The organism is Pseudomonas kermanshahensis (genome assembly GCF_014269205.2).
Lineage (GTDB): Bacteria > Pseudomonadota > Gammaproteobacteria > Pseudomonadales > Pseudomonadaceae > Aquipseudomonas > Aquipseudomonas kermanshahensis.
Genome location: NZ_JABWRY020000001.1, coordinates 4170465 through 4192765, shown reverse-complemented (window position 1 = coordinate 4192765; position 22301 = coordinate 4170465). Strand labels below are relative to the sequence as shown.

Here is a 22301-nt window from a genome sequence, read left to right as displayed (position 1 = left end):
GTCTCCAGCAAACTGCGCCGGAGCCCGCCCATGACCCATGCCGAACTCTCCCGTCCCTTACGCAAGCAGCGCGTGCGCACGTTATGGATTTCCGATGTACACCTGGGCACACGCGATTGCCAGGCCGAGCACTTGTCGCGGTTTCTCAAGGGCTACCAGGCGGATCGCATTTACCTGGTCGGCGATATCATCGATGGCTGGAAGCTGCGCGGCGGCATCTATTGGCCGCAAGCCCACACCAACGTCATCCGGCGCCTGTTGACCATGAGTAAGCGAGGCACCGAGGTCATTTATGTCACCGGCAACCATGACGAATTCCTGCGCCGTTATTCGAAGCTGATGCTGGGTAACATCCAGTTGGTGGATGAGGCCGAGCACCTGACGGCCGATGGGCGCCGCCTGCTGGTGATCCACGGCGACCAGTTCGATGTAATAACCCGCTACCACCGCTGGCTGGCGTTTCTAGGTGACCGCGCCTATGAGTTCACCCTCGTGCTCAACCGTTGGCTCAACCACTGGCGTGCCCGTTACGGCTATGGCTACTGGTCGTTGTCGGCTTACCTCAAGCACAAGGTGAAGGGCGCTGTGAGCTTCATCAGCGACTTCGAGGATGCCATTGCCCACGAGTGCACCCGCCGCGGGTTTCAGGGGGTGGTATGCGGGCACATCCATCACGCCGAGATCCGCAAGGTGGGGGAGGTGGAGTACCTCAATTGCGGGGATTGGGTGGAGTCGTGCACGGCCTTGATCGAGCACTGGGATGGCAGCATCGAGCTGTATCGCCTGGCGGATGCGCAGGCGCGACACGCTGAAGGCCGCAAAGTGGCCCAGGCCAGTTAAAGGCTGATCTTGCCCAGCAAGATGTCACGGAACATGGCGAAATCACCGATCAGGCTGTAAAGCGGATAGGTAAACGTCGCCGGCCGGTTCTTCTCGAAGAAGAAATGCCCGACCCACGCAAAGCCATAGCCAAACAGCGGCACGGCCAGCAGCAGCAACCATTTGCCGCTGCCGATGGTGTACGCCAGCAAGGCAATCACCAAGCTTGTCCCGACAAAATGCAGGCGGCGGCAGGTGGGGTTGCTGTGCTCACCCAGGTAGTAGGGGTAGAACTCGGCAAAACTGCGAAACTGCGCTGTGCTGTTCATGGCACTGCTCCGGGATTAATACTTCTGGATAAGATGCACGGCGTGGAGCCTGAATCGAGTCTAGAGTCATTGGCGGGGCCTACCAGTGACAATAGGCGCCAATTGAGTATCCTTGGGGTTCACCGCAGGAGCGGTCAGCATAAGAAGCCTGTCATGAGTGAAAGAACCACGTCAGCCAGCTGGGCATCAGGGATCGTCAAGGCACTCGAGCTGGAAGGGCTCGATTGCCCAGCCATGTTCAAGCAACTCGGGCTCGACTTCGCCGCCCTCGACGACCCCGACGCGCGTTTCCCTCAGGATTCCATGACCCGGCTGTGGCAGCTAGCGGTGGAACTGTCGGGCAACGAAGCCATCGGCCTGAACATGGCACGGGTAGTTCGCCCGGCTTCGTTCCATGTGGTGGGCTATGCGTTGATGTCCAGCCGCACTTTGGCCGAAGGCTTCGAGCGGCTGGTGCGTTACCAGCGCATCATTGCCGAAAGCTCCGACTTGAGCTTCCGCCTCGGCCCTGAGGGCTATTCGCTGATTCTGACCGTGCATGGCGACCATCTGCCACCGACCCGGCACAGCGCCGAAGCGTCGTTGGCGTGCGCGCTGTCGTTGTGCACCTGGCTCAGCGGGCGGGTCATACAGCCTCGCCGGGTATTGGTGCAGGGGCCGCAGCCGAAGAACATCGAACCCTACAAGGTCGCCTTCCATTCACCGTTGGTGTTCGATGCACCGCACGATGCGCTGGTGTTCGAGCGTGCCGACATGGAAGCGCCACTGCCGACGGCCAACGAGGCCATGGCCATATTGCACGACCGTTTTGCCGGTGAGTACCTGGCGCGCTTTTCTGAAAGCCGGGTCACCCACCGGGTGCGCCAAGTGCTGTGCCGCATCCTGCCCCAGGGCGAGCCTAAGCGTGAAACCCTGGCCCAGGCCCTGCACCTGTCTCAGCGGACCTTGCAGCGGCGCCTGCAAGAGGAGGGCACCAGCTTCCAGACCTTGCTCGACGATACCCGCCGCGAGCTGGCCGAGCAGTACCTGGCCCAGCCCGGCATGACGCTGCTGGAAACCGCCTACCTGCTGGGTTTCGCCGACCCGAGCAATTTCTACCGGGCGTTCCGCCGCTGGTTCGATGCCACCCCCAGCGAATACCGCGCCCGCCTGGGCGCGGAGCCTGAAGGGGTCAGTGACGCCAGAACGCCGGCATGCACAACACTAGCACCGTGATGATCTCCAGCCGGCCGAGCAGCATGCCGCCGGCGAGGATCCACTTGGCGGCGTCCGGCAGCGTCGCATAGTTGCCGGCTGGGCCGATCACTTCGCCCAGCCCTGGGCCTACGCCCGACACGGTGCCGGCAGCACCGGTCAGCGCGGTCATCCAGTCCACGCCCAGCAGCGACAGCAGCAACGCCATCACGCAGATGGTGATCGCGAAAAAGAACGAGAACGTCAGGATCGAGCGCACGATTTCTTCGTCGAGGCGGTGCCCGTTGTACTTCTGCTTGATCACTGCGCGCGGGTGGATCAACTGGTTAAGGCTGGCCTTGAGCAGGATGTAGGCGACCTGGAAGCGGAAGATCTTGATGCCGCCTGCGGTCGAGCCGGAGCAGCCGCCGACGAAGCCCAGGTAGAAGAACAGCATCAGCGAGAAATTGCCCCACAGGCTGTAGTCGCCCAGGGCGAAGCCGGTGGTGGTGACCACCGAGGTCACGTTCAGCGCCACGTGGCGCAAGGCATCCAGCCAGTGCAGGTTGGTGGTGGCCCAATACCAGGTACCCAGCACGACCCATGTGACCACCAACATGCCGAGCAACCCCTGAACCTGCTGGTCGCGGATCAACGCCCGGCGGTTGCCGCGCAGGGTGGCCACATACAAGGTGAAGGGCAGGCTGCCGAGGATCATCACCACCACCGCGACCCAATGCACAGCAGGGATATCCCATTTCGCCAACGACTGGTCGGAGGTCGAGAAGCCCCCGGTGGAAATCGCCGACATGGCGTGGTTGATGGCATCGAATGGCCGCATGCCGGCCCACCAGAAGGCCAGCGCGCCGAGCACGGAGAAACCGACGTACACGCCGACGATCGACTTGGCGACCATGTGTGAACGCGGCATGACCTTTTCGGAGCGGTCCGAGGACTCGGTCTGGAACAGGCGCATGCCACCAATGCGCAGCAGCGGCAGGATCGCCACGGCCATGGCGATAAAGCCGATGCCGCCGAGCCAGTGCAGCATCGAGCGCCACATCAAGATCCCCGGCGACATGCTGTCCAGGCCGCTGAGCACCGTGGCGCCGGTCGCGGTGATGCCGGACATGCTCTCGAAGAAGGCGTCGGTGTAACTGATGTGTTGCGTCAACAGGAACGGCAAGGCCGCGAACACGCACACCACCAGCCAACTGCTGACGGTCAGCAGGTACATGTCGCGCGGGCGCAGGTGCACGTGCTCGGGCCGGCCCTGCACGACCATGAGCAGGCCGGCGATGAAGGTGATCAGGCTGGACCAGAGGAACGACGGCATGTCGCCAGTGCGCTCGAAGATCACCAGGGTCGCCATGGGCACGACCATGCTGACGGCCAGGGTGATCAGGAAGATGCCGATGATGAAACCAATGATCCTTAAGGTCGGCAACGCCATGTGATCTGCTCTGACTCTGAACGGAAGGGCGCCATTCTACCTATGGGTCTGGTGATGTAAACGCTAGAATGGCCGCACATTCACCTGCCAGGAGGGTAGCCGATGGAGGCTCTCGACGCATTGCTCAACCGTGTTTCCGTGCCACGTCTGACCGACCCCGCGCCAAATGATGCCCAGCGTGAGGCGTTGTTCCAGGCTGCATTGCGTGCACCGGACCACGGCCAGCTGCGCCCGTGGCGGTTCCTGACCATCGAAGGCCAGGGCCGTGAGAAGCTGGGCGAGCTGTTCGCCGAAGCGGTGCAGCACAAGGGCGATGCCAGCCAGGCAGCGCTGGACAAGGCACGCGCCATGCCGCTGCGTGCGCCGTTGCTGATCGTGGTGATCGCCAAGCTGCAGGATCATTTCAAGGTGCCCAAGTCCGAGCAGCGCCTGGCGGCCGGGTGTGCGGCCCACGGGATTCTGATCGCGGCGCATGCCCAGGGTGTCGGTGCGGTGTGGCGTACCGGTGACATGGCGTTCGATGCGCATGTGCACAAAGGGCTGGGGTTGGCCGAGCATGAGGAGTTGATCGGTTACCTGTATGTCGGCACGCCGGTGAACGAGCCGCGTACCGCGCCGGTGCTGGACACTGCTGATTTTGTCAGTGCCTGGGGCGAGTAAACGCTGAGATTGTTGGGGCCGCTATCGCGTAACCCGTGTAGGAGCAGCCTTGTGCTGCGAATGGGGCGCAAAGCGGCCCCGCCCCAGGCTCAACCAACAACCTGTGCCACAGGCAACTCCAGCCGTGCCACAAATCCCCCTTGCGGATGGTTCGCCAGCACCAGGCTGCCGCCATGGCGCTCGGCTGCCTTGCGCGCAATCGCCAGCCCCAATCCATGCCCAGCGGCTTGCTGCCCCGGGGCGCGGAAAAACGGCTCACCCAGCTGCGCCAGGTGTTCTGCCGCCACCCCAGGCCCATGGTCACGCACGCTCAGCACGATGCGGCCCTGCTCACGCTCGGCGCTGACTTCGATCGGCTGCCCGACCGGGTTGAAGCGCAAGGCATTGCGCAGCAGGTTGTCGACGGCGCGCTCGATCAAGGTTGGCCAACCCTGCAAGGTCAGCCCAGGTTGCGCCTGCAGGCGGACCTCCTGCTCCGGCGCGCTGAGCAACGCATCCTTGCGCACGCCGCCCAGCAAGGCGTTGAGGTCGACCGGCTCGGCATGCGCCTGCTCGGCATCGACACGGGCCAGGGCAAGGATTTCGCTGATCAGGTCTTCCAGCCGGTCGCATTCGCGGGTCAGGCGCGGCCACAGCGCCTGACGCTGCTCGGGCTCAGCCCGTTCGGCCAAGGCCAGCGCGATACGCAGCCTAGCCAGCGGTGAGCGCAGTTCATGGGAGACGTCGCGTAGCAACTGGCGCTGGCTGCCGATGGTGCTCTGCAGGCGGGCACCCATCTTGTTGAAGTCGTTGGCCAAGACCCCGAACTCGTCGCGCCGGGCGGCCAGGCGCGCCAGGCTGTTCTGTTGGTAGCTGGTCTGGCCGAGGTCGTGCACTGCGCTGCGCAGGCGGCTCAAGGGGCGGGTGATGGACAGGGTCACCAACAGGCTGAACAAGGTCAGTACCACCAAGGCGATGCCCAGTGCACTGAGTGGCCAGAGCAGGCTCTCGCGGTGCCACGCGTCCAGCTCGGGGTGCGGGATCCGGTAAATCAGCAGGTACGTCTCACCGCTGTAGGGGCTGGTGTATTCCTCGGTCAGGCGCCGCCACGGCAAGCGCCGCTCGTCATTGTGCTGGCGCGCCTCGAAGGCCGCTGCGCGGCGCGGGAAGGTGCCGGGCACCACCGCCTCGCCGCTGTCGTCGAGCACTTGCACATCGATCTTGAAGCGCTGCTTGCGGCGTTCGAGGAACTGCTGCGCCGAGACCGTGCCTTCCTGTTCGTAGTGCTTGGCCCAGTGGCTGGCGAGGGTGTTGAGGCCTGGGTGGCGGCTGAGGATCCAGGCGTCCTGGTTGAGCATGTGGCCCAACAGGATCGATAGCCCGGCAACCAGGGTGATGGCCAGCCAGAAACTGGCCAGGATGCGCCAGAACAGTGAACGCAAGTGCACCTCCTGCAAACGGGAAAAGCCCGGCCCGCAAGGGTGCGGGCCGGGCGTCGGGCGGTTAGCTTACTGGGCCTTCGCGGCTTTTTCAGCTTTCCAGGCCTGGAACGCTTGCCATTCGGCTTTCTTTGCAGCCCGCTCTTTCTGCAGTTCGTCGAACTGCTTTTGTTGCTCAGGCTTGAGCAGGGCGCGGACCTGGCTGTCGGTCTTGTCGTGGCTGGCCTTGAGTTCATCCTGCATGGCTTTCTGGTCGGCGGCCGGCAGCTTGGACAGGTAGCGCTCAGTGATGTCGCGGCGTTGCTTCATCTGCTCGCCCATCAGCTTGCCGATCTGCTGACGCTGGTCGCGGCTCAGGTCCAGTTGGGCGAAAGGCGCATCACCGCGATGATGCGGGCCGTCGTGACGCGGGCCGCCTTCAGGCATGGCCATGGCCACGGTCGGCAGGGCGGCGGCGAACATCAGGGCGATAAGGGTCTTGCGCATGGTGTCTCTCCTTTCATAGGCCGGTGGTTACCGGATGAGCACAGTCTACGCAGCCCACCGTCAAGGGCGGTCAGGGGAGGGTAAAGGCTGGGTAAAGATGGCGGCTGAGATTTTGGGGCCGCTGCGCAGCCCATCGCCGGCAAGCCAGCTCCTACAGCGATAGCGCTGCCCTTGAACACTGCACTGCTCATGTGGGAGCTGGCTTGCCGGCGATGGGCTGCGCAGCGGCCCCAGCGATCTCACAAGCTGTAGTAATAGCCCCGGCTACGCAACGCAACGATGCGCGGGCGGCCATCGGCATGGGGCCCGATTTTCTTGCGCAGGTTGCTGACGTGCATGTCCAGGCTGCGGTCATACAGGGTCAGCTTGCGGCCAAGACCAATCTGCGCCAGTTCCTGCTTGTCCAGCGGTTCACCGGGCTGGCGCAGCAGGGCTTCGAGGATGCGGCTTTCGGACAGGGTCAGGGTCATCTCGCGGCCATCGATGCTGGCCACGCCACGTGCCGGGCTGTAGATCAGGTCGCCAATCTCTACCTGGGTGGTGGTGGCGGCCGGGTGGCTGCGGCGCAACACGGCGCGCAGGCGGGCAGTGAGCTCGCGGGGGTCGCAGGGTTTGGCCAGGTAATCGTCGGCGCCCAGTTCGAGGCCAAGGATGCGGTCCAGCGGCTCGCCGCGCGCCGACAGCATCAGCACCGGCAGCTCGGCATGGTCATTGCGCAGTTGTTTGAGCAGCTCCAGGCCGCTGCCGTCAGGCAGCATCACATCCAGCACCACCGCCGCTGGCGCATGCGCGGCCAGGGCCTGACGTGCGCTCAGGCCATCGTGGCAGGCACGTACAGAAAAACCTTCCTGGGTCAGCCAGCTGCCGAGCAGCTCGCACAGCTCCTGGTCATCATCAATCAGTAACAGCTCACTCATGACTCACTCAACTCAACCATCGACGGCGTCATATTGGTCCGCCAGTGGCAAAGATACCGCAGACTGATGGCAAGTGTGTAACCAGTAGCACCGCGTGGCCTGCTTTCGCGGCCAAGCTCGCGCCGGCAGGTTTGCGCAAAGCGCGAAGCTTGCGCTGTCCCTGTGGGAGCGGGCTTGCCCGCGAAAGTAGGCGACACGGCCTTGAATCAAGGCAGAACTTGCTTGAATGGCTTGACGATGACGCTGTCGTACACGCCCGCGGCAATGTACGGATCGGCATCGGCCCAGGCCTGTGCAGCGGCCAGGGAATCAAACTCAGCCACGATCAGGCTACCGCTGAAACCGGCTTCACCTGGGTCATTGCTGTCGATGGCAGGGTGTGGCCCGGCCAGCACCACGCGGCCTTCGGCCTTGAGTTGCTGCAGGCGCTCGATGTGCGCAGGGCGGGCAGCCAGGCGCTTTTCCAGGGAGTTCGCGACGTCGCTGGCGATGATGGCGTAGAGCATGTCAATCCTTGGGTTTGGAGGTAGAAGGGTCGTCGTGCAGGTGACGCGACAGGTAGACACCTTGGGCAACCAGGAAGATCACAGTCATGCCCAGGCTGCCGAACACCTTGAAATCGACCCAGAAGGCCTGGAAGGTGAAGGCGACGAACAGGTTGGCCGCGCCGCAGACCAGGAAGAAGCAGATCCAGGCCAGGTTCAGGCGGGTCCAGATGGCATCGGGCAGGGTCAGGGCGTGGCCCATGATGCGCTTGATCAGCACCCGGTCACCGATGAAGTGGCTGCCGGCGAATGCCAGGGCGAACAACCAGTTGACCACCGGCGCTTTCCATTTGAGGAAGGTTTCGCTGTGGAAGGTCAGGGTCAGGCCGCCGAACACCAGGCAGGCGACCAGGGTCAGCCATTGGCCTTTTTCCAGCTTGCGCTGGCGCAGGAACAGGGCACCGTACACCACCAGGGAACTGGCGATGAGCATGGCCGTGGCACTGTAGATACCGCCGAATTCGAAGCTGTGGCCGGCGACCTCCATGGGCCGCGGGTCGAGCTTGTAGACGATGAAGAACAGCAGCAGCGGGATGAAATCGATGAATTGTTTCACAATGGCAGCCAGAATCGGGATGTGACGGCATAATAACAAACATCGATTCCAGCGGTAGCGCTCCTCCATGAATGTTGATCTGCACTGTCACAGCACGGCCTCCGACGGCGCCCTGTCGCCCACGGTCCTGGTCGCCCGGGCCCATGAGCACGGGGTGCAAACGCTGGCACTGACCGACCATGACACCCTCGAAGGGCTCGTCGAAGCACGCCAGGCCTGCCACGCGCACGGCATGCACTGGGTCAGCGGGGTAGAGCTGTCGTGCACCTGGGGCGGGGCAACCATCCATGTGCTGGGCTATGACTTCCCGCTCGACGCACCGCCCTTGCTCGACGCCATCGAGGCGTTGCACCGTGGCCGCTGGCTGCGCGCGGAGGAAATCGACAAACGGCTGGCGGCCAAGGGCATGCCGGGTGCGCTCGACGGTGCCAGGGCCGTGCAACAAGAACTCGGCGACAGCGGCAACGCCCCAGCGCGCCCGCACTTTGCCGAGTTTCTGGTGCGCGCAGGGCACGTCAAGGACCGCGGCGAGGCCTTCCGCAAGTGGCTGGGCGCCGGCAAACTCGGCGACGTCAAGCAGCATTGGCCGACCCTGGACGAAACCGTTGCGACCCTTCGCCAGTCCAATGCTTGGGTGAGCCTGGCCCATCCGATGCATTACGATCTGACCCGCAGCAAGCGCAGACGGCTGATTGCCGACTATATTCAGGCAGGCGGGCAAGCACTTGAGGTGGTCAACGGGATGATGCCAGCCGAGCAGGTGGGCACGATGTCTATCCTCACCCGTGAGTTCGGCCTGCTGGCAAGCGCTGGCAGTGACTTCCACGGCCCCGGCACCTGGGGAGAGATCGGTGCCTACCGGCCTTTGCCCGAGGACCTGCCACCTCTGTGGCGCCGATTCAGCCATGAACAGCCTATGGCGGTATGAACAGGAAGACTATGTGAGCCAATTTTTCCAGATACATGCGGAAAACCCGCAAGCGCGCCTGATCAAACAGGCCGTCGAAATCATTCGCAAGGGCGGTGTGGTGGTCTATCCCACCGACTCGGCCTATGCACTGGGCTGCCAGATCGGTGACAAGAACGCCATCGAACGGGTCCGCCGTCTGCGCCAGTTGGACAAGCAACACAATTTCACCCTGTTGTGCTGCGACCTGTCGCAAATGGGCCTGTTTGCCAAGATCGATACCTCCACGTTCCGTCTGCTCAAAGCGCACATTCCGGGGCCCTATACCTTTATCCTCAATGCCACCCGGGAAGTGCCGCGGCTCTTGATGCACGAGAAGCGCCGCACCATCGGCCTGCGCGTGCCCTCCAACCCTATCGTCCTGGCGCTGCTCGAGGAGCTGGGAGAGCCGTTGATGAGTGTGAGCCTGATCTTGCCGGGCGATGAAGAACCCATGACGGACCCCTACGAGATCCGCCAACGCCTGGAACACCATGTCGACCTGATCATCGATGGCGGCTTCGGCGACCTCAAGGCATCCACGGTGATCGACCTGACGGGCGATGAGCCTGCCTTGATCCGCGAAGGCTGTGGCGACCCGTCCCCGTTCCTGGTCAACGCGTGAGCCAGGTGGAAGCGCCCGAGGCGCCGGCCGAGGAGGTCGAGTCGCCTCAACAGTTGCAACTGGCGCTGGTCTACGGCGAAGCCCTGACCGAGATGCCGGTGGACTTGTACATCCCACCGGACGCCCTGGAAGTCATTCTTGAAGCGTTCGAAGGCCCGTTGGACTTACTGCTGTACCTGATCCGCAAACAGAACATCGACATCCTCGACATTCCCGTGGCAGAGATCACCCGCCAGTACATGGGGTATGTCGAGCTGATGAAAAGCGTGCGCCTGGAGCTGGCTGCCGAATACCTGGTCATGGCTGCCATGCTGGCCGAGATCAAGTCGCGCATGCTGTTGCCACGTTCCACCGAGGTCGAGGAAGAAGAGGGCGACCCGCGCGCCGAGCTGATCCGCCGCTTGCAGGAATACGAGCGCTTCAAGGCGGCGGCTGAAGGTATCGACACGTTGCCACGGGTGGGCCGCGACATTGTCGTGCCACGCCTGGAGGCCCCCCAGGCCAAGGTGCGCAAGCTGCTGCCACAGGTCAGCCTGGAAGAGCTGCTGGTCTCGATGGCCGACGTCATGCGCCGCAATGACCTGTTCGAAAGCCACCAGATCACCCGCGAGACGCTGTCGACCCGCGAGCGCATGAGCCAGGTGCTCGACCGCCTCAAGGGCGGCGCCTTTGTGCCCTTTGTCGAGCTGTTTGCGGCTGAAGAGGGCAAGCTGGGGGTGGTGGTGACGTTCATGGCGATTCTTGAGCTGGTGAAGGAATCGCTGATCGAACTGGTGCAGAATGAGGCTTTCGCCGCGATCCACGTGCGGCTTCGCGCCGAGTTTGTTGAAGAACCTGATGAACCTGAATGAACCCCGCGACCTGGCGTCGCTGATCGAAGCCTTTCTGCTTGCCTCGGGCAAACCGCAGTCCCTTGAGCGCCTGTACGAGTTGTTCGAAGAGGCGGAACGGCCGGAGCCCAAGGTGTTCAAGAAGGCCCTGGAAGTACTCGGCAAGTCGTGCAACGGCCGCGCTTTCGAACTCAAGGAAGTGGCCACCGGTTATCGCCTGCAGATCCGCGAAGACTTTGCCCCTTGGGTCGGGCGCCTGTGGGAGGAGCGGCCGCAGCGTTATTCCCGTGCGTTGCTCGAGACCATGGCGCTGATCGCCTACCGCCAGCCCATCACCCGTGGCGAGATCGAAGACGTGCGCGGTGTGGCGGTGAACAGCAACATCATCAAGACCCTGATGGAGCGCGAGTGGATCCGCATCGTCGGCTACCGCGAAGTGCCGGGCCGGCCGGCGATGTTCGCCACCACCAAGGCCTTTCTCGACCACTTCAACCTCAAGAGCCTTGAGGAGCTGCCGGCGTTGGCCGAGTTGCGCGAGATGGAGCCCGAACCCTTGCTCGACCCCGACGAGGCGCCGGTGCCTGCGCACCTTCAGGCGTTGGCCGATGCAAGCCTTGGGGATGAGGCTGAAGCCGAGGCGCCGAAGGATGAGACCAGCTTCCGCAGCTTGCTGGTGGAGTTGGATGCGATGGAAGAAGGGTTGAAGACCGACTTCGATGATTTACGTGAGCAGGACGTGGTTGAGCCAGAGCCTTCGGTTGAGGGTGAAGACCCGGTACAGCCCTGAGCCCTCTACCACCAGTGCCGGCCTCTTCGCGGGGCAAGCCCGCTCCCACAGGTAAGTAGCAAGCTTCAGGCATTCTGTATGGGAGCGGGCTTGCCCCGCGAAGAGGCCGGCACTGCCAACGCCAAACCATTGGGCAGAAAACCCATCCAGCCCCCACAAAACCCACTACGCTCCAGTGCGTTCCCGACACGAACCGCGTATGATGCGCGGCCCTTTGGCGCGTTCGTCGCCAAGACCCCTTTTTCATTCCTACACCGGGAGGTGCCCAGATGAGTGAGCAAGACCTGCAAAATACCGAAATTACCCCTCCATCCGGCGAAAAGCTGCAGAAAGTGCTGGCGCGCATTGGCGTTGGTTCGCGCCGTGACGTCGAGGCCTGGATCAGCCAGGGCCGGATCAAGGTCAATGGCGTTGCCGCCACCCTCGGCCAGCGCGTCGACCTGCACGATGCCATCGCTGTCGACGGCAAGCTGATCAAGCGCGAGGAAGCCGCCGAGGCCACCCGCCGCGTGATCATGTACAACAAGCCCGACGGCGAGATCTGCACCCGTGACGACCCGGAAGGCCGCCCGACGGTGTTCGACCGCCTGCCACGCCCGAAAGAAGGGCGCTGGATCAACATCGGCCGCCTGGACATCAACACCACCGGCCTGTTGCTGTTCACCACCGACGGTGAATTGGCCAACCGCCTGATGCACCCGTCCTACGAGATGGACCGTGAATACGCGGTGCGTGTACGGGGTGAGGTCGACGACGAGATGATCGAGCGCCTGAAGGCGGGCGTGATGCTCGAAGACGGCCCGGCCAAGTTCACCGACATCCAGAAGGCCCCGGGCGGCGAAGGCTTCAACCATTGGTACCACTGCGTGGTGATGGAAGGCCGTAACCGCGAAGTGCGTCGCCTGTGGGAGTCCCAGGGCATGGTGGTCAGCCGCCTGAAGCGCGTGCGTTTCGGCCCGGTGTTCCTCAACTCCGACCTGCCGATGGGCCGCTGGCGCGAAATGACCCAGGGCGAAATCGACATCCTGGCCGCCGAAGTGGGCCTGCAGCCGGTGGCGCTGCCGACCTTGAACCTCAAGGCCAAGGACAAGATGGAGCGCATGCAGCGCAAGTCGAGCCGTCCGATGGGGCGTGGCGAGCGCGTGCGTAACCTGCGCCCAGCCAGCGATGCGACGGCTGGCGAGCGCCCAGCGCGTCAGCCGCGTGACACCGCCGCCGAGCGCCCAGCGCGCCCGTCGCGTGATGAAGCGCCACGCAAAGGCAACCGTGGCAGCACGGTGGCCGAGCGCCCGAGCGAGATGCGCAAGCGTACCGGCAAGCCAGAGGGCGACAAGCCGGCAGGCCGTGGCCGCGGCAAGCCGCGCGGTTGATCCGCAGCGTGAGATAAAAAACCAGCCTTCGGGCTGGTTTTTTTTCGCCTCCACCCAACCGAATGAAGCGCGGACCTGGGGCGTGAAGCGGCCCCAACTCATTGATCAATCACCCTTTTTCTGACGAGTGGAAAGCTGGCAAACCACCGTGTAACGTTTTTTATACAAAATCATCCCTTTCTGGCCATCGAATGCGTATTTTCCTAGACCTGTAAACAGAACTTGCCGCGCCCACGTCGCCAGCACACCCCGTCTACCCTGCCTACCTATTGCCCAAACCCCCGCCGCACGCTGATATAGCAGGCATTGCCGTGTGCAAGAGCTCGCCCACAGAGGCGTGCTGACAAAACAACAAATGGAGGCGCCATGTACGCCGATCACTCCGCCTTTCAAGGCTCACACCACAGGATCGCTGCGTTTTTTCCCAAGGAAATGACGCAACGCGTTGACGCCTGCGCGCTTGCAGGGGTATACAGTGCGCCGCGTTTTACCTGTGACCCTCTTGCGTACCGCGCACTCTTGATCACACCCGGCTGAACCGCCTCGGCGGCGCCCGCGTTCAAGAAACCCAAGGTAACCACCTTGCCCATTCCGCTGCGCCACGAGCGCGGTGGGTCCGATTTCGTCACAGATAAAAACAATGCAGGTGACTTCGTTCATGAGTGGACAAAACATGCATTCAGGCGAGCTAAAGCGGGGCCTGAAGAACCGCCACATCCAGTTGATCGCTCTCGGCGGTGCGATTGGTACGGGTCTGTTCCTCGGCTCGGCAGGCGTGATGAAATCCGCCGGCCCGTCGATGATCCTTGGTTACGCCATCTGCGGCTTCATCGCCTTCATGATCATGCGCCAGTTGGGCGAGATGATCGTCGAAGAGCCGGTGGCCGGTTCGTTCAGCCACTTTGCCCACAAATACTGGGGCGGTTTCGCGGGCTTCATGTCGGGCTGGAACTGCTGGGTGCTTTACATCCTGGTGGGCATGTCGGAACTGACGGCGGTCGGCAAGTACATCCACTACTGGTGGCCGGAGATCCCGACCTGGGTCACGGCGGCGGGCTTCTTCCTGCTGATCAACTTCATCAACCTGATGAACGTGAAAGTATTCGGTGAGGCCGAGTTCTGGTTCGCGATCATCAAGGTCGTGGCCATCGTCGGCATGATCGGCCTGGGTGCCTACCTGCTGACCAGCGGCAGCGGTGGCCCGGACGCGTCGGTGACCAACCTGTGGGCACACGGTGGGTTCTTCCCGCATGGTGTCAGCGGCCTGGTCATGGCCCTGGCGTTCATCATGTTCTCCTTCGGTGGCCTGGAGATGCTCGGTTTTACCGCAGCCGAGGCCGACAAACCGAAAACCGTGATCCCCAAGGCTATCAACCAGGTCATCTACCGCATCCTGATCTTCTACATCGGCGCGTTGGTCGTGCTGTTGTCGCTGACCCCATGGGACAACCTGGTCGCCAGCATCGACGCGTCCGGCGGCAGCTACGGCAGCAGCCCGTTCGTGCAGGTGTTCTCCCTGCTGGGCAGCGATGTGGCCGCCCACCTGCTGAACTTCGTGGTCCTGACCGCAGCATTGTCGGTGTACAACAGCGGCACTTACTGCAACGCCCGCATGCTGCTGGGCATGGCCGAGCAGGGTGATGCCCCGGCGGCCCTGGCCAAGGTTGACAAGCGCGGTGTGCCGGTGCGTTCGATCCTGGTCTCGGCGGCGGTGACCCTGATTGCCGTGCTGCTCAACTACTTCATCCCGCAGAATGCGCTGGAGTTGCTGATGTCGCTGGTCGTGGCGACCCTGGTGATCAACTGGGCGATGATCAGCTACTCGCACCTGAAGTTCCGCCAGCACCTGAACCGCACCGGCCAGAAGCCGCTGTTCAAGGCGCTGTGGTACCCCTACGGCAACTACATCTGCCTGGCTTTCGTGGTGCTGATCCTGGGCATCATGCTGCAGATCCCGGGTATCCAGATCTCGGTGTATGCGATCCCGGTGTGGGTGGTGGTGATGTTCCTCTTCTACCTCATCAAGCCTAAGCGTGACGCGCAGGCTAACGGGGCTGCCAGTACCGTGGCCAAGTAATCGCCATAGGCGGCAAGAAAAACCCGATGCCAGGTGACTGGCATCGGGTTTTTTGCGTTACGCGCCCCTTGTAGGAGCAGCCTTGTGCTGTGAAGAGGCCAGTGCAACCAGCACAAAACTCAGATCTGCTCCAACAACCAACTGCGAAACGCCCGCAACGACGGCAGCGCTTCGTTGCGTGGCGGATAGATCAGGTAATAGCTGCGTTGGCTGGCAAACGCCTCGCCGGGGCTGAACAGCTCGCCCTTGGCCAGTTCCTCTTCCACCAGTATCCGCGGCACCAGGCCGATGCCGATGCCGGCGCGCACCGCCTGGATCAAGTGCGACGTCAGCTCGAAGCTCGGGCCCAGGCGCATCGCCCGGTGCGGCAGGCTGTGGTGCGAGAACCACTCGCCCCAGGCATGCGGGTTGTTGGCGACGTTCAGCAGCACTTCTTCGCTAACCCGGGCAGGGCTCCAGCCATGCGCGTCGGCGCCGGCCTCTGGCGGCAGAATCACCAGCAGTTCTTCGGCGTGCAGGCGGTGGCAGATCAGCCCCGGCAGGTCGTGGCTCGCCACACCGATTGCCGCATCGATCTCGCTGGTGTCGAAATTGATCGCTTCGATCCGTGAATGGATATGCACCAGCATGCCCGGGTGGGCGCTGTAGAACGCATGCAGCCGCGGCAGCAGCCATTTCGAGCCGAAGGTGGGCAGGGTGGCCAGGCGCAACGTGCCGACACCCGACTGGTAGGCCAGCGCCTGCAAGGTGGCGCTGCGGATGCGCCCCAAGGCTTCGCTCAGCTCGCGCTGGTACAGCCGGCCGACGTCGGTCAGCTGCACCTGGCGCCCCTCGCGGCGGAACAGCGTCAGCCCCAATTGCTGCTCCAGTGCCTGCACCTGGCGGCTGACAGCGCTTTGGGTCAACGACAGTTCGGCGGCGGCGCGAGTATAGCTTTCATGCCGGGCGGCAGCCTCGAACGCCAGCAGCAGCGACATGGACGGTGTCAGGTGGCGGTAATTCATTCATAAAAGTCATCGATAGCGGCAGGATTATCCGTTTGCCCTTGGCGCGAAACTACAGGAACATTGGCCTATTCGTCATCTGGTGTGAATCAACCCATGCCGGCTTGACAGGTTTTCCGTGAATTAGCCCATATCAAGAGGCCATCCGTCGATGATCGCCCAGCTGCCGACCAGTGCACCGACCGCCAACTACCCCGAATTCCTCGAGGCCCTGCGTAACAGCGGCTTCCGTGGCCAGATCAGTGCCGATTACGCCACCCGTACCGTGCTGGCCACCGACAACTCGATTTACCAGCGCCTGCCCCAGGCAGCGGTGTTCCCACGTGACGCCGATGACGTGGCGCGGGTCGCCGCGCTGATGGCGGACGCGCGCTTTGCCCAGGTCAAGCTGACCCCGCGTGGCGGCGGCACCGGCACCAACGGCCAGTCGCTGACCGATGGCATCGTCGTCGACCTGTCGCGGCACATGAACACCATCCTCGAAATCAACGCCGAGGAGCGTTGGGTGCGGGTCCAGGCCGGTGTGGTCAAGGACCAGCTCAATGCCGCGCTCAAGCCCCACGGGCTGTTCTTCGCCCCTGAGCTGTCCACCTCCAACCGCGCCACCGTCGGCGGCATGATCAACACCGATGCCAGCGGCCAGGGCAGCTGCACCTACGGCAAGACCCGCGATCACGTGCTCGAACTGCACAGCGTGCTGCTCGGCGGTGAGCGCCTGCACAGCCTGCCCATCGATGACGCTGCGCTGGCGCAGGCCTGCGCAGCGCCAGGCCGGGTTGGCGAGGTCTACCGTGTGGCCCGCGAGATCCAGGAAACCCAGGCCGAGCTGATCGAAAGCACCTTCCCCAAGCTCAACCGCTGCCTGACGGGTTACGACTTGGCACACCTGCGCGATGAACAGGGGCGCTTCAACCTCAACAGCGTGCTGTGCGGCGCCGAAGGCTCGCTGGGCTACGTGGTCGAAGCCAAGCTCAATGTGCTGCCGATTCCGAAATACGCGGTGCTGGTCAACGTCCGCTACACCAGCTTCATGGACGCCCTGCGTGACGCCAATGCGCTGATGGCGCACAAGCCGCTGTCGATCGAAACGGTCGACTCCAAGGTGTTGATGCTGGCCATGAAGGACATCGTCTGGCACAGCGTGGCCGAGTATTTCCCGGCTGACCCCGAGCGCCCGACCCTGGGCATCAACCTGGTGGAGTTCTGCGGTGATCAGCCGGACGAGGTCAATGCACGGGTGCAGGCGTTCATCCAGCACCTGCAGAACGACACCAGCGTAGAGCGCCTGGGGCACACCCTGGCCGAGGGCGCCGAGGCGGTCACTCGCGTCTACACCATGCGCAAACGCTCGGTGGGCCTGCTGGGCAACGTCGAGGGCGAGGTGCGCCCGCAGCCGTTCGTGGAAGACACCGCAGTACCACCGGAGCAGTTGGCCGACTACATCGCCGACTTCCGCGCATTGCTGGATGGCTACGGCCTGGCCTATGGCATGTTTGGCCACGTCGATGCCGGTGTACTGCACGTGCGCCCGGCGCTGGACATGAAAGACCCGGCCCAGGCCGCGCTGGTCAAGCCGATCTCCGATGCCGTGGCGGCGCTGACCAAAAGCTACGGCGGCCTGCTGTGGGGTGAGCACGGCAAGGGCCTGCGTTCAGAATACGTGCCCGAATATTTTGGCGAGCTGTACCCGGCGCTGCAGCGCCTGAAAGGCGCTTTCGACCCGCGCAACCAGCTCAACCCCGGCAAAATCTGCACCCCACCCGACAGCGCCGAAGGCCTGACCCGGGTCGATGGCGTGACCTTGCGCGGTGACCTCGACCGCACCATCGACGAGCGTGTCTGGCAGGACTTCAGCAGCGCTGTGCACTGTAACGGCAACGGTGCCTGCTACAACTACGACCCCAACGATGCTATGTGCCCGTCGTGGAAGGCCACCCGAGAGCGTCAGCATTCGCCCAAGGGCCGTGCCTCGTTGATGCGTGAGTGGCTGCGTTTGCAAGGCGCGGCGGATATCGACGTGCTGGCGGCGGCGCGTAACAAGGTGTCCTGGCTCAAGGGCCTGCCGGCACGGCTGCGCAACAACCGCGGGCGTGACCAGGGGCAGGCGGACTTCTCTCACGAGGTCTACGACGCCATGGCCGGTTGCCTGGCGTGCAAGTCCTGCGCGGGGCAGTGCCCGATCAAGGTCAACGTGCCGGACTTCCGCTCGCGTTTCCTCGAGCTGTACCACGGCCGCTACCAGCGCCCATTGCGGGATTACCTGATCGGTTCGCTGGAGTTCACCATCCCATACCTGGCGCATGCGCCGGGGCTGTATAACGCGGTGATGGGCTCGAAGTGGGTGAGCAAGCTGCTGGCCGACAAGGTCGGCATGGTCGACAGCCCGCTGATCAGTCGTTTCAACTTCCAGGCGACCCTGACCCGCTGCCGCGTTGGCGTGGCTAGCGTGCCAGCGCTGCGCGAGCTGACCCCGGCCCAGCGTGAGCGCAGCATCGTGCTGGTGCAAGATGCCTTCACCCGTTACTTCGAGACGCCGCTGCTGGCCGCGTTCATCGACCTGGCGCACCGCCTTGGCCACCGGGTGTTCCTGGCGCCGTACAGTGCCAACGGCAAACCGCTGCACGTACAGGGCTTCCTTGGCGCGTTCGCCAAGGCGGCGATCCGTAATGGCACCCAGCTCAAGGCCCTGGCCGATTGTGGTGTACCGCTGGTGGGGTTGGACCCTGCGATGACCTTGGTCTATCGCCAGGAGTACCAGAAGGTGCCAGGCCTGGAAGACTGCCCGAAGGTGCTGTTGCCGCAGGAATGGTTGATGGATGCATTGCCCGAGCAAGCGGCTGCCAATACTGGCAGCTTCCGCCTGATGGCGCACTGCACCGAGAAGACCAACGTGCCGGCCAGCACCCGGCAATGGGAGCAAGTGTTTGCCCGCTTGGGCTTGAAGCTGGTGACCGAGGCTACGGGTTGCTGTGGCATGTCCGGTACTTATGGGCATGAAGCGCGAAACCAGGAGACCTCGCGGACCATCTTCGAGCAGTCCTGGGCGACCAAGCTGGACAAGCAAGACGAGCCGCTGGCGACGGGGTATTCGTGCCGTAGCCAGGTCAAGCGCATGACCGAACGGCAGATGCGCCATCCGCTGGAAGTGGTGTTGCAGTACGCGCAGCGTTAAACCTGCACCGGCCTCTTCGCGGGCAAGCCCGCTCCCACAGGGATACCGTTGACTCGACGGTTGTGGTGATTCCTGTGGGAGCGGGCTTGCCCGCGAAGAGGCCGGTACAGGCAGTGCACAATCAGGACTGCTGCAGGGTATCCCGAGCCCGGCGCGCCTGCCTGTACAGGTAAAGGCTCAACACCAGCCCGCACGCCGCAGCCCCCGCCGCAAACAAGAACATCGAAGCAAACCCGAACCCCGCCGCCACTGCACCCACCAGCGGGCCGGTAATCCCCAGCGACAAATCGATGAACAGCGAATACGCCCCAACCGCCGCGCCGCGGTTGGCCGCCGACACTTGGTTCACCGCCTCCACGCCCAGCGCCGGGAACACCAGCGAAAAACCAAACCCGCTCAGTGCCGCACCTGCCAATGCCAGCTCGGCACTGGGTGCCAGCCACAGCATCAACAACCCCACGGTCTCCACCGAAAGGCAGGCAATCGCCACGCGAAAACCACCGATGCGATTGATCAGGTTGCCGAACAGCAAGCGGGCACTGATGAAGCTGGCGCCGAACAGGCTCAAGGTCAGTGCGGCATTCGGCCAGTCGCGGCTGGCGTAGTACAAGGTGATGAACGTGGCGATGGTGCCAAAGCCGATCGAGCCCAAGGCCAGGCCTGAGCCATGCGGGAACACCTTGCCCAATACGCTCAGGAAGGGCAGGCGCACGCCGCTGACGATGGGCGCCGCGCGCTTGGGCCAGGCCAGCAGAAGGCCGGCTGCGCACAGCAGCATGATGCTCACGCCCATGCTCCATAGCCCCAGTGTCTTGACCATCAGCACCCCCAGCGGCGCGCCAATGGCCAGAGCGCCATAGCTGGCAATGCCGTTCCAGGAGATGACCTTGGCGGTATTCTCAGCGCCCACTCGGCCGATGCCCCAGCCGATCGCGCCAGAGCCCACCAGGCTTTCGGCGCTGCCCAGCACCAGGCGGCCGATCAGCAAGCAGGTCAGGCTCAGCCAGGGCAGGTGGGTGAGAAAGGCGCAAGCCAGCATGAATACGCCGCTGAGCCCACAACCGGCCAGGCCATACATCACCGCCTTCTTGCTGCCGAGGTTGTCGATGATGCGGCTGGCCGTCGGGCGGCTGAGCAACGTGGCCAGGTATTGCACACTGATCACCAGGCCAGCGACCACGGCGCTGAAGCCCAGGTCGTTGTGCACATAGCTGGGCAATACGGCCAGGGGGATGCCGATGTTCAGGTAGCCGATAAAGGTGAAAAGGACGATGGAGACGACTTGCAGGGTAACCGCAAGGGGGCGCGGTGAGTGGGGCATGGGGGCCTTCGTGGCAGAGTTCTGGACGGTGTGAAAACGTGATGACGGGGGTGGCCCGCAGGTCAGCCGTTTTCACACAGTCGGGGGATGCGCAGTTATTCCTGGTCAGCGCTGGATTGATCGTCACCATCCTGGTCGACGGCAGGCGTCGGCTCGGCATGGACGGTAACGGTTTGCTCTTCTGGGTTCAGGCTTGGGAAGGGAAGATTCGGGATTTCATGCATCTCGTCGTTCCTCGCAAGTGTGAGTGAAAAGGCTGCGCCAGGCGCGTGTGGGGCTTTAAAAAGCTGGGGCAGGATACAGCAGTCTGGATGACAGTTTGAAATTTTTCCCGTTCGTTTGTCGGTTTTACGGGCGAATAACGGACATTTGCCTTACAAAAAACGGGGCCATTGCGGCCCCGTTTTCGCTAGTTACTTACGGCCTTCGGCCGTCTCGGCGACCTTGTCGGTGCGCGCGCACATGATGAAGTCGTTGCGGTGCAGGCCTTTGATCGAGTGGCTCCACCAGGTCACGGTGACCTTGCCCCACTCGGTCAGCAGGCCGGGGTGGTGGCCTTCGGCTTCAGCGATTTCACCCACGGCGTTGGTGAAGTCCAGGGCGTGCTTGAAGTTCTTGAACTTGAACACGCGCTCCAGCTCCATGTGGCCGTCGCGCACTTCGATGTTCCAGTCCGGGATTTCGCGAATCAGCTCGGCCAACTCTTCGTCACTGACTTTCGGGGCGTCGGCGCGGCAGGCTTCGCAGTGGGCTTGGTTCAAGGCATTCATGGTGTCTTTTCCAGTTCGAGTTGTTATCAGGGTGGCTTCAGGCAGCAACCTTGGGTGGAAACTTGGGGGTGTGCAGGCCCAACTGCATGGCTTGCTGCACCATGCCCATGATGTCTTCATGGGCCAGGTCGAATAGGCGCTTGAGGTTCGGCAGCACGAAGTACAGCGGCTGCAGAATGTCGATACGGTACGGCGTGCGCATCGCCTCGATCGGGTCGAACGCCTGATGTTCCGGTTCGTTCGACAGACTGTAGACCGTTTCTTTCGGCGAAGAGAGGATGCCGCCACCATAGATCTTGCGACCTTGCGGGGTCTCCATCAGGCCGAACTCGATGGTCATCCAGTACAGGCGCGCCAGGTAAACGCGCTGTTCCTTGGTCGCAGCCAAGCCGAGCTTGCCGTAGGTGTGGGTGAATTCGGCGAAATACGGGTTGGTCAGCAGCGGGCAGTGGCCGAAGATCTCGTGGAAGATGTCGGGCTCCTGCAGGTAGTCCAGTTCTTCCGGCGTGCGGATGAACGTGGCGACCGGGAAGCGCTTGCTGGCCAGCAGTTCGAAGAACGTTTGGAAGGGGATCAAAGCTGGCACCCTGGCAACCTGCCAGCCGGTGGTGGCGCCCAAGACCTTGTTGACCTCGCCCAATTGCGGGATACGGTCGTGGGGCAGCTTCAACTGATCGATGCCGTCCAGGTATTCCTGGCAGGCACGGCCTTCGATGACTTTCAGCTGGCGTGTGATCAGCGTGTTCCACACCGCATGCTCTTGCTGCGGGTAGTCGATAAAACCATGCGCATCGGGCTCGCGTGCCACGTATTGCGTCTGTTTCATGTGGCTCTCCTGGTGAGGGCTTTTCTTGTTATGTCCACGACATACCTAAGGAATATCCCCTCATTGCCCGATTTGCACGGGGGTAGGGTGGCCACCCCGGTCCAGGATCGGTCCTGGTTCGTAACGATAATTTTACAAAAAGGCGTAGGTGTCGGAAAATCCGGGGCAAAGGGCTGATGGTTTACGGGTTTTTGTCAGCTTATCTTTACGAATTTTC

General features: G+C 63.0%; 22 protein-coding genes. 10 read left to right on the top strand and 12 right to left on the bottom strand.

The window, feature by feature from the left end; translation table 11 throughout:
• Positions 1-30: 30 nt before the first annotated feature.
• The gene (locus HU764_RS18900; protein ID WP_186703657.1) at positions 31-840 is read left to right on the top strand and encodes a UDP-2,3-diacylglucosamine diphosphatase; all 810 of its coding nucleotides are present in this window, start codon (positions 31-33) and stop codon (positions 838-840) included.
• Here HU764_RS18900 and HU764_RS18895 read toward each other — a convergent pair.
• Complete coding sequence (locus HU764_RS18895; RefSeq protein ID WP_027593113.1) at positions 837-1148, bottom strand: Mpo1-like protein; 312 nt, start codon at positions 1146-1148, stop codon at positions 837-839. The two genes, HU764_RS18900 and HU764_RS18895, sit on opposite strands and share 4 nt — an antisense overlap.
• A 153-nt stretch (positions 1149-1301) precedes the next feature.
• Here HU764_RS18895 and HU764_RS18890 point away from each other — a divergent pair, with 153 nt between their 5' ends.
• Positions 1302-2363, top strand: a complete 1062-nt coding sequence (locus HU764_RS18890; protein WP_027593112.1) for an AraC family transcriptional regulator — start codon at positions 1302-1304, stop codon at positions 2361-2363.
• Here the strand turns inward: HU764_RS18890 and HU764_RS18885 are convergent.
• Positions 2320-3774, bottom strand: coding sequence for a TrkH family potassium uptake protein (locus tag HU764_RS18885; RefSeq protein ID WP_085272478.1), 1455 nt, complete (start codon positions 3772-3774; stop codon positions 2320-2322). The genes HU764_RS18890 and HU764_RS18885 overlap by 44 nt on opposite strands.
• Positions 3775-3876: 102 nt before the next feature.
• Here HU764_RS18885 and HU764_RS18880 point away from each other — a divergent pair, with 102 nt between their 5' ends.
• Entirely contained in the window at positions 3877-4434 is a 558-nt protein-coding gene (locus HU764_RS18880) for an NAD(P)H nitroreductase (protein WP_027593110.1), read from the top strand.
• Positions 4435-4523: 89 nt separating this feature from the next.
• On the opposite strand, the gene HU764_RS18875 is transcribed toward HU764_RS18880, so the two are convergent.
• The 5 genes from HU764_RS18875 to HU764_RS18855 form a co-directional block, all read right to left on the bottom strand.
• Positions 4524-5861, bottom strand: coding sequence for an ATP-binding protein (locus tag HU764_RS18875; RefSeq protein WP_186703656.1), 1338 nt, complete (start codon positions 5859-5861; stop codon positions 4524-4526).
• 60 nt (positions 5862-5921) lie between these two features.
• Positions 5922-6338 (bottom strand): Spy/CpxP family protein refolding chaperone, encoded by a 417-nt coding sequence (locus HU764_RS18870; RefSeq protein ID WP_027593108.1) that lies wholly within the window; start codon positions 6336-6338, stop codon positions 5922-5924.
• A gap of 239 nt (positions 6339-6577) precedes the next feature.
• Entirely contained in the window at positions 6578-7255 is a 678-nt protein-coding gene (locus tag HU764_RS18865; RefSeq protein WP_027593107.1) for a response regulator transcription factor, read from the bottom strand.
• 206 nt (positions 7256-7461) lie between these two features.
• Positions 7462-7761: a YciI family protein gene (locus tag HU764_RS18860; protein WP_027593106.1), complete on the bottom strand. Its 300-nt coding sequence runs from the start codon at positions 7759-7761 to the stop codon at positions 7462-7464.
• A 1-nt stretch (position 7762) separates the two neighbouring features.
• On the bottom strand, positions 7763-8356 hold the full coding sequence (locus HU764_RS18855; protein ID WP_027593105.1) for a septation protein A: 594 nt from the start codon (positions 8354-8356) through the stop codon (positions 7763-7765).
• Positions 8357-8423: 67 nt separating this feature from the next.
• Here HU764_RS18855 and HU764_RS18850 point away from each other — a divergent pair, with 67 nt between their 5' ends.
• From HU764_RS18850 to HU764_RS18825, 6 genes are all read left to right on the top strand, one after another.
• Positions 8424-9284, top strand: coding sequence for a PHP domain-containing protein (locus tag HU764_RS18850; protein ID WP_099430134.1), 861 nt, complete (start codon positions 8424-8426; stop codon positions 9282-9284).
• Positions 9285-9297: 13 nt separating this feature from the next.
• Complete coding sequence (locus HU764_RS18845; RefSeq protein ID WP_217835010.1) at positions 9298-9927, top strand: L-threonylcarbamoyladenylate synthase; 630 nt, start codon at positions 9298-9300, stop codon at positions 9925-9927.
• A gap of 125 nt (positions 9928-10052) precedes the next feature.
• Positions 10053-10778, top strand: a complete 726-nt coding sequence (locus HU764_RS18840) for a segregation and condensation protein A (RefSeq protein WP_172961408.1) — start codon at positions 10053-10055, stop codon at positions 10776-10778.
• Positions 10765-11544 (top strand): SMC-Scp complex subunit ScpB, encoded by a 780-nt coding sequence (gene scpB / locus HU764_RS18835; RefSeq protein WP_099430132.1) that lies wholly within the window; start codon positions 10765-10767, stop codon positions 11542-11544. Before HU764_RS18840 ends, scpB begins: the two co-directional genes overlap by 14 nt.
• Positions 11545-11813: 269 nt before the next feature.
• Positions 11814-12914, top strand: a complete 1101-nt coding sequence (gene rluB, locus HU764_RS18830; RefSeq protein WP_027593100.1) for a 23S rRNA pseudouridine(2605) synthase RluB — start codon at positions 11814-11816, stop codon at positions 12912-12914.
• A gap of 658 nt (positions 12915-13572) precedes the next feature.
• Positions 13573-14991: an amino acid permease gene (locus tag HU764_RS18825; protein WP_186681899.1), complete on the top strand. Its 1419-nt coding sequence runs from the start codon at positions 13573-13575 to the stop codon at positions 14989-14991.
• A 119-nt stretch (positions 14992-15110) separates the two neighbouring features.
• Here the strand turns inward: HU764_RS18825 and HU764_RS18820 are convergent, their stop codons facing one another.
• Positions 15111-15995, bottom strand: a complete 885-nt coding sequence (locus HU764_RS18820) for a LysR substrate-binding domain-containing protein (RefSeq protein WP_027593098.1) — start codon at positions 15993-15995, stop codon at positions 15111-15113.
• A 151-nt stretch (positions 15996-16146) separates the two neighbouring features.
• On the opposite strand from HU764_RS18820, the gene ydiJ reads away from it, so the two are divergent.
• Positions 16147-19167: a D-2-hydroxyglutarate dehydrogenase YdiJ gene (gene ydiJ, locus HU764_RS18815; RefSeq protein ID WP_186681897.1), complete on the top strand. Its 3021-nt coding sequence runs from the start codon at positions 16147-16149 to the stop codon at positions 19165-19167.
• A gap of 121 nt (positions 19168-19288) precedes the next feature.
• Here ydiJ and HU764_RS18810 read toward each other — a convergent pair whose 3' ends face one another.
• The 4 genes from HU764_RS18810 to phhA form a co-directional block, all read right to left on the bottom strand.
• Complete coding sequence (locus HU764_RS18810; protein ID WP_099430130.1) at positions 19289-20488, bottom strand: MFS transporter; 1200 nt, start codon at positions 20486-20488, stop codon at positions 19289-19291.
• Between the two features lie 95 nt (positions 20489-20583).
• Positions 20584-20712, bottom strand: a complete 129-nt coding sequence (locus tag HU764_RS27870) for a hypothetical protein (RefSeq protein WP_256214942.1) — start codon at positions 20710-20712, stop codon at positions 20584-20586.
• 189 nt (positions 20713-20901) lie between these two features.
• Complete coding sequence (locus HU764_RS18805) at positions 20902-21258, bottom strand: 4a-hydroxytetrahydrobiopterin dehydratase (protein ID WP_027593094.1); 357 nt, start codon at positions 21256-21258, stop codon at positions 20902-20904.
• Positions 21259-21295: 37 nt separating this feature from the next.
• Positions 21296-22084, bottom strand: coding sequence for a phenylalanine 4-monooxygenase (gene phhA / locus HU764_RS18800; protein ID WP_027593093.1), 789 nt, complete (start codon positions 22082-22084; stop codon positions 21296-21298).
• Positions 22085-22301: the final 217 nt, after the last annotated feature.

What these genes read in the sequence shown, in the direction of transcription:
- HU764_RS18900 (WP_186703657.1), top strand. Translation starts at nt 31, where the DNA reads ATGACCCATGCCGAACTCTCCCGTCCCTTACGCAAGCAGCGCGTGCGC.
- HU764_RS18895 (WP_027593113.1), bottom strand. Translation starts at nt 1,148, where the DNA reads ATGAACAGCACAGCGCAGTTTCGCAGTTTTGCCGAGTTCTACCCCTAC.
- HU764_RS18890 (WP_027593112.1), top strand. Translation starts at nt 1,302, where the DNA reads ATGAGTGAAAGAACCACGTCAGCCAGCTGGGCATCAGGGATCGTCAAG.
- HU764_RS18885 (WP_085272478.1), bottom strand. Translation starts at nt 3,774, where the DNA reads ATGGCGTTGCCGACCTTAAGGATCATTGGTTTCATCATCGGCATCTTC.
- HU764_RS18880 (WP_027593110.1), top strand. Translation starts at nt 3,877, where the DNA reads ATGGAGGCTCTCGACGCATTGCTCAACCGTGTTTCCGTGCCACGTCTG.
- HU764_RS18870 (WP_027593108.1), bottom strand. Translation starts at nt 6,338, where the DNA reads ATGCGCAAGACCCTTATCGCCCTGATGTTCGCCGCCGCCCTGCCGACC.
- HU764_RS18865 (WP_027593107.1), bottom strand. Translation starts at nt 7,255, where the DNA reads ATGAGTGAGCTGTTACTGATTGATGATGACCAGGAGCTGTGCGAGCTG.
- HU764_RS18860 (WP_027593106.1), bottom strand. Translation starts at nt 7,761, where the DNA reads ATGCTCTACGCCATCATCGCCAGCGACGTCGCGAACTCCCTGGAAAAG.
- HU764_RS18850 (WP_099430134.1), top strand. Translation starts at nt 8,424, where the DNA reads ATGAATGTTGATCTGCACTGTCACAGCACGGCCTCCGACGGCGCCCTG.
- scpB (WP_099430132.1), top strand. Translation starts at nt 10,765, where the DNA reads ATGAACCTGAATGAACCCCGCGACCTGGCGTCGCTGATCGAAGCCTTT.
- rluB (WP_027593100.1), top strand. Translation starts at nt 11,814, where the DNA reads ATGAGTGAGCAAGACCTGCAAAATACCGAAATTACCCCTCCATCCGGC.
- HU764_RS18825 (WP_186681899.1), top strand. Translation starts at nt 13,573, where the DNA reads ATGAGTGGACAAAACATGCATTCAGGCGAGCTAAAGCGGGGCCTGAAG.
- HU764_RS18820 (WP_027593098.1), bottom strand. Translation starts at nt 15,995, where the DNA reads ATGAATTACCGCCACCTGACACCGTCCATGTCGCTGCTGCTGGCGTTC.
- ydiJ (WP_186681897.1), top strand. Translation starts at nt 16,147, where the DNA reads ATGATCGCCCAGCTGCCGACCAGTGCACCGACCGCCAACTACCCCGAA.
- HU764_RS18810 (WP_099430130.1), bottom strand. Translation starts at nt 20,488, where the DNA reads ATGCCCCACTCACCGCGCCCCCTTGCGGTTACCCTGCAAGTCGTCTCC.
- HU764_RS27870 (WP_256214942.1), bottom strand. Translation starts at nt 20,712, where the DNA reads ATGCATGAAATCCCGAATCTTCCCTTCCCAAGCCTGAACCCAGAAGAG.
- HU764_RS18805 (WP_027593094.1), bottom strand. Translation starts at nt 21,258, where the DNA reads ATGAATGCCTTGAACCAAGCCCACTGCGAAGCCTGCCGCGCCGACGCC.
- phhA (WP_027593093.1), bottom strand. Translation starts at nt 22,084, where the DNA reads ATGAAACAGACGCAATACGTGGCACGCGAGCCCGATGCGCATGGTTTT.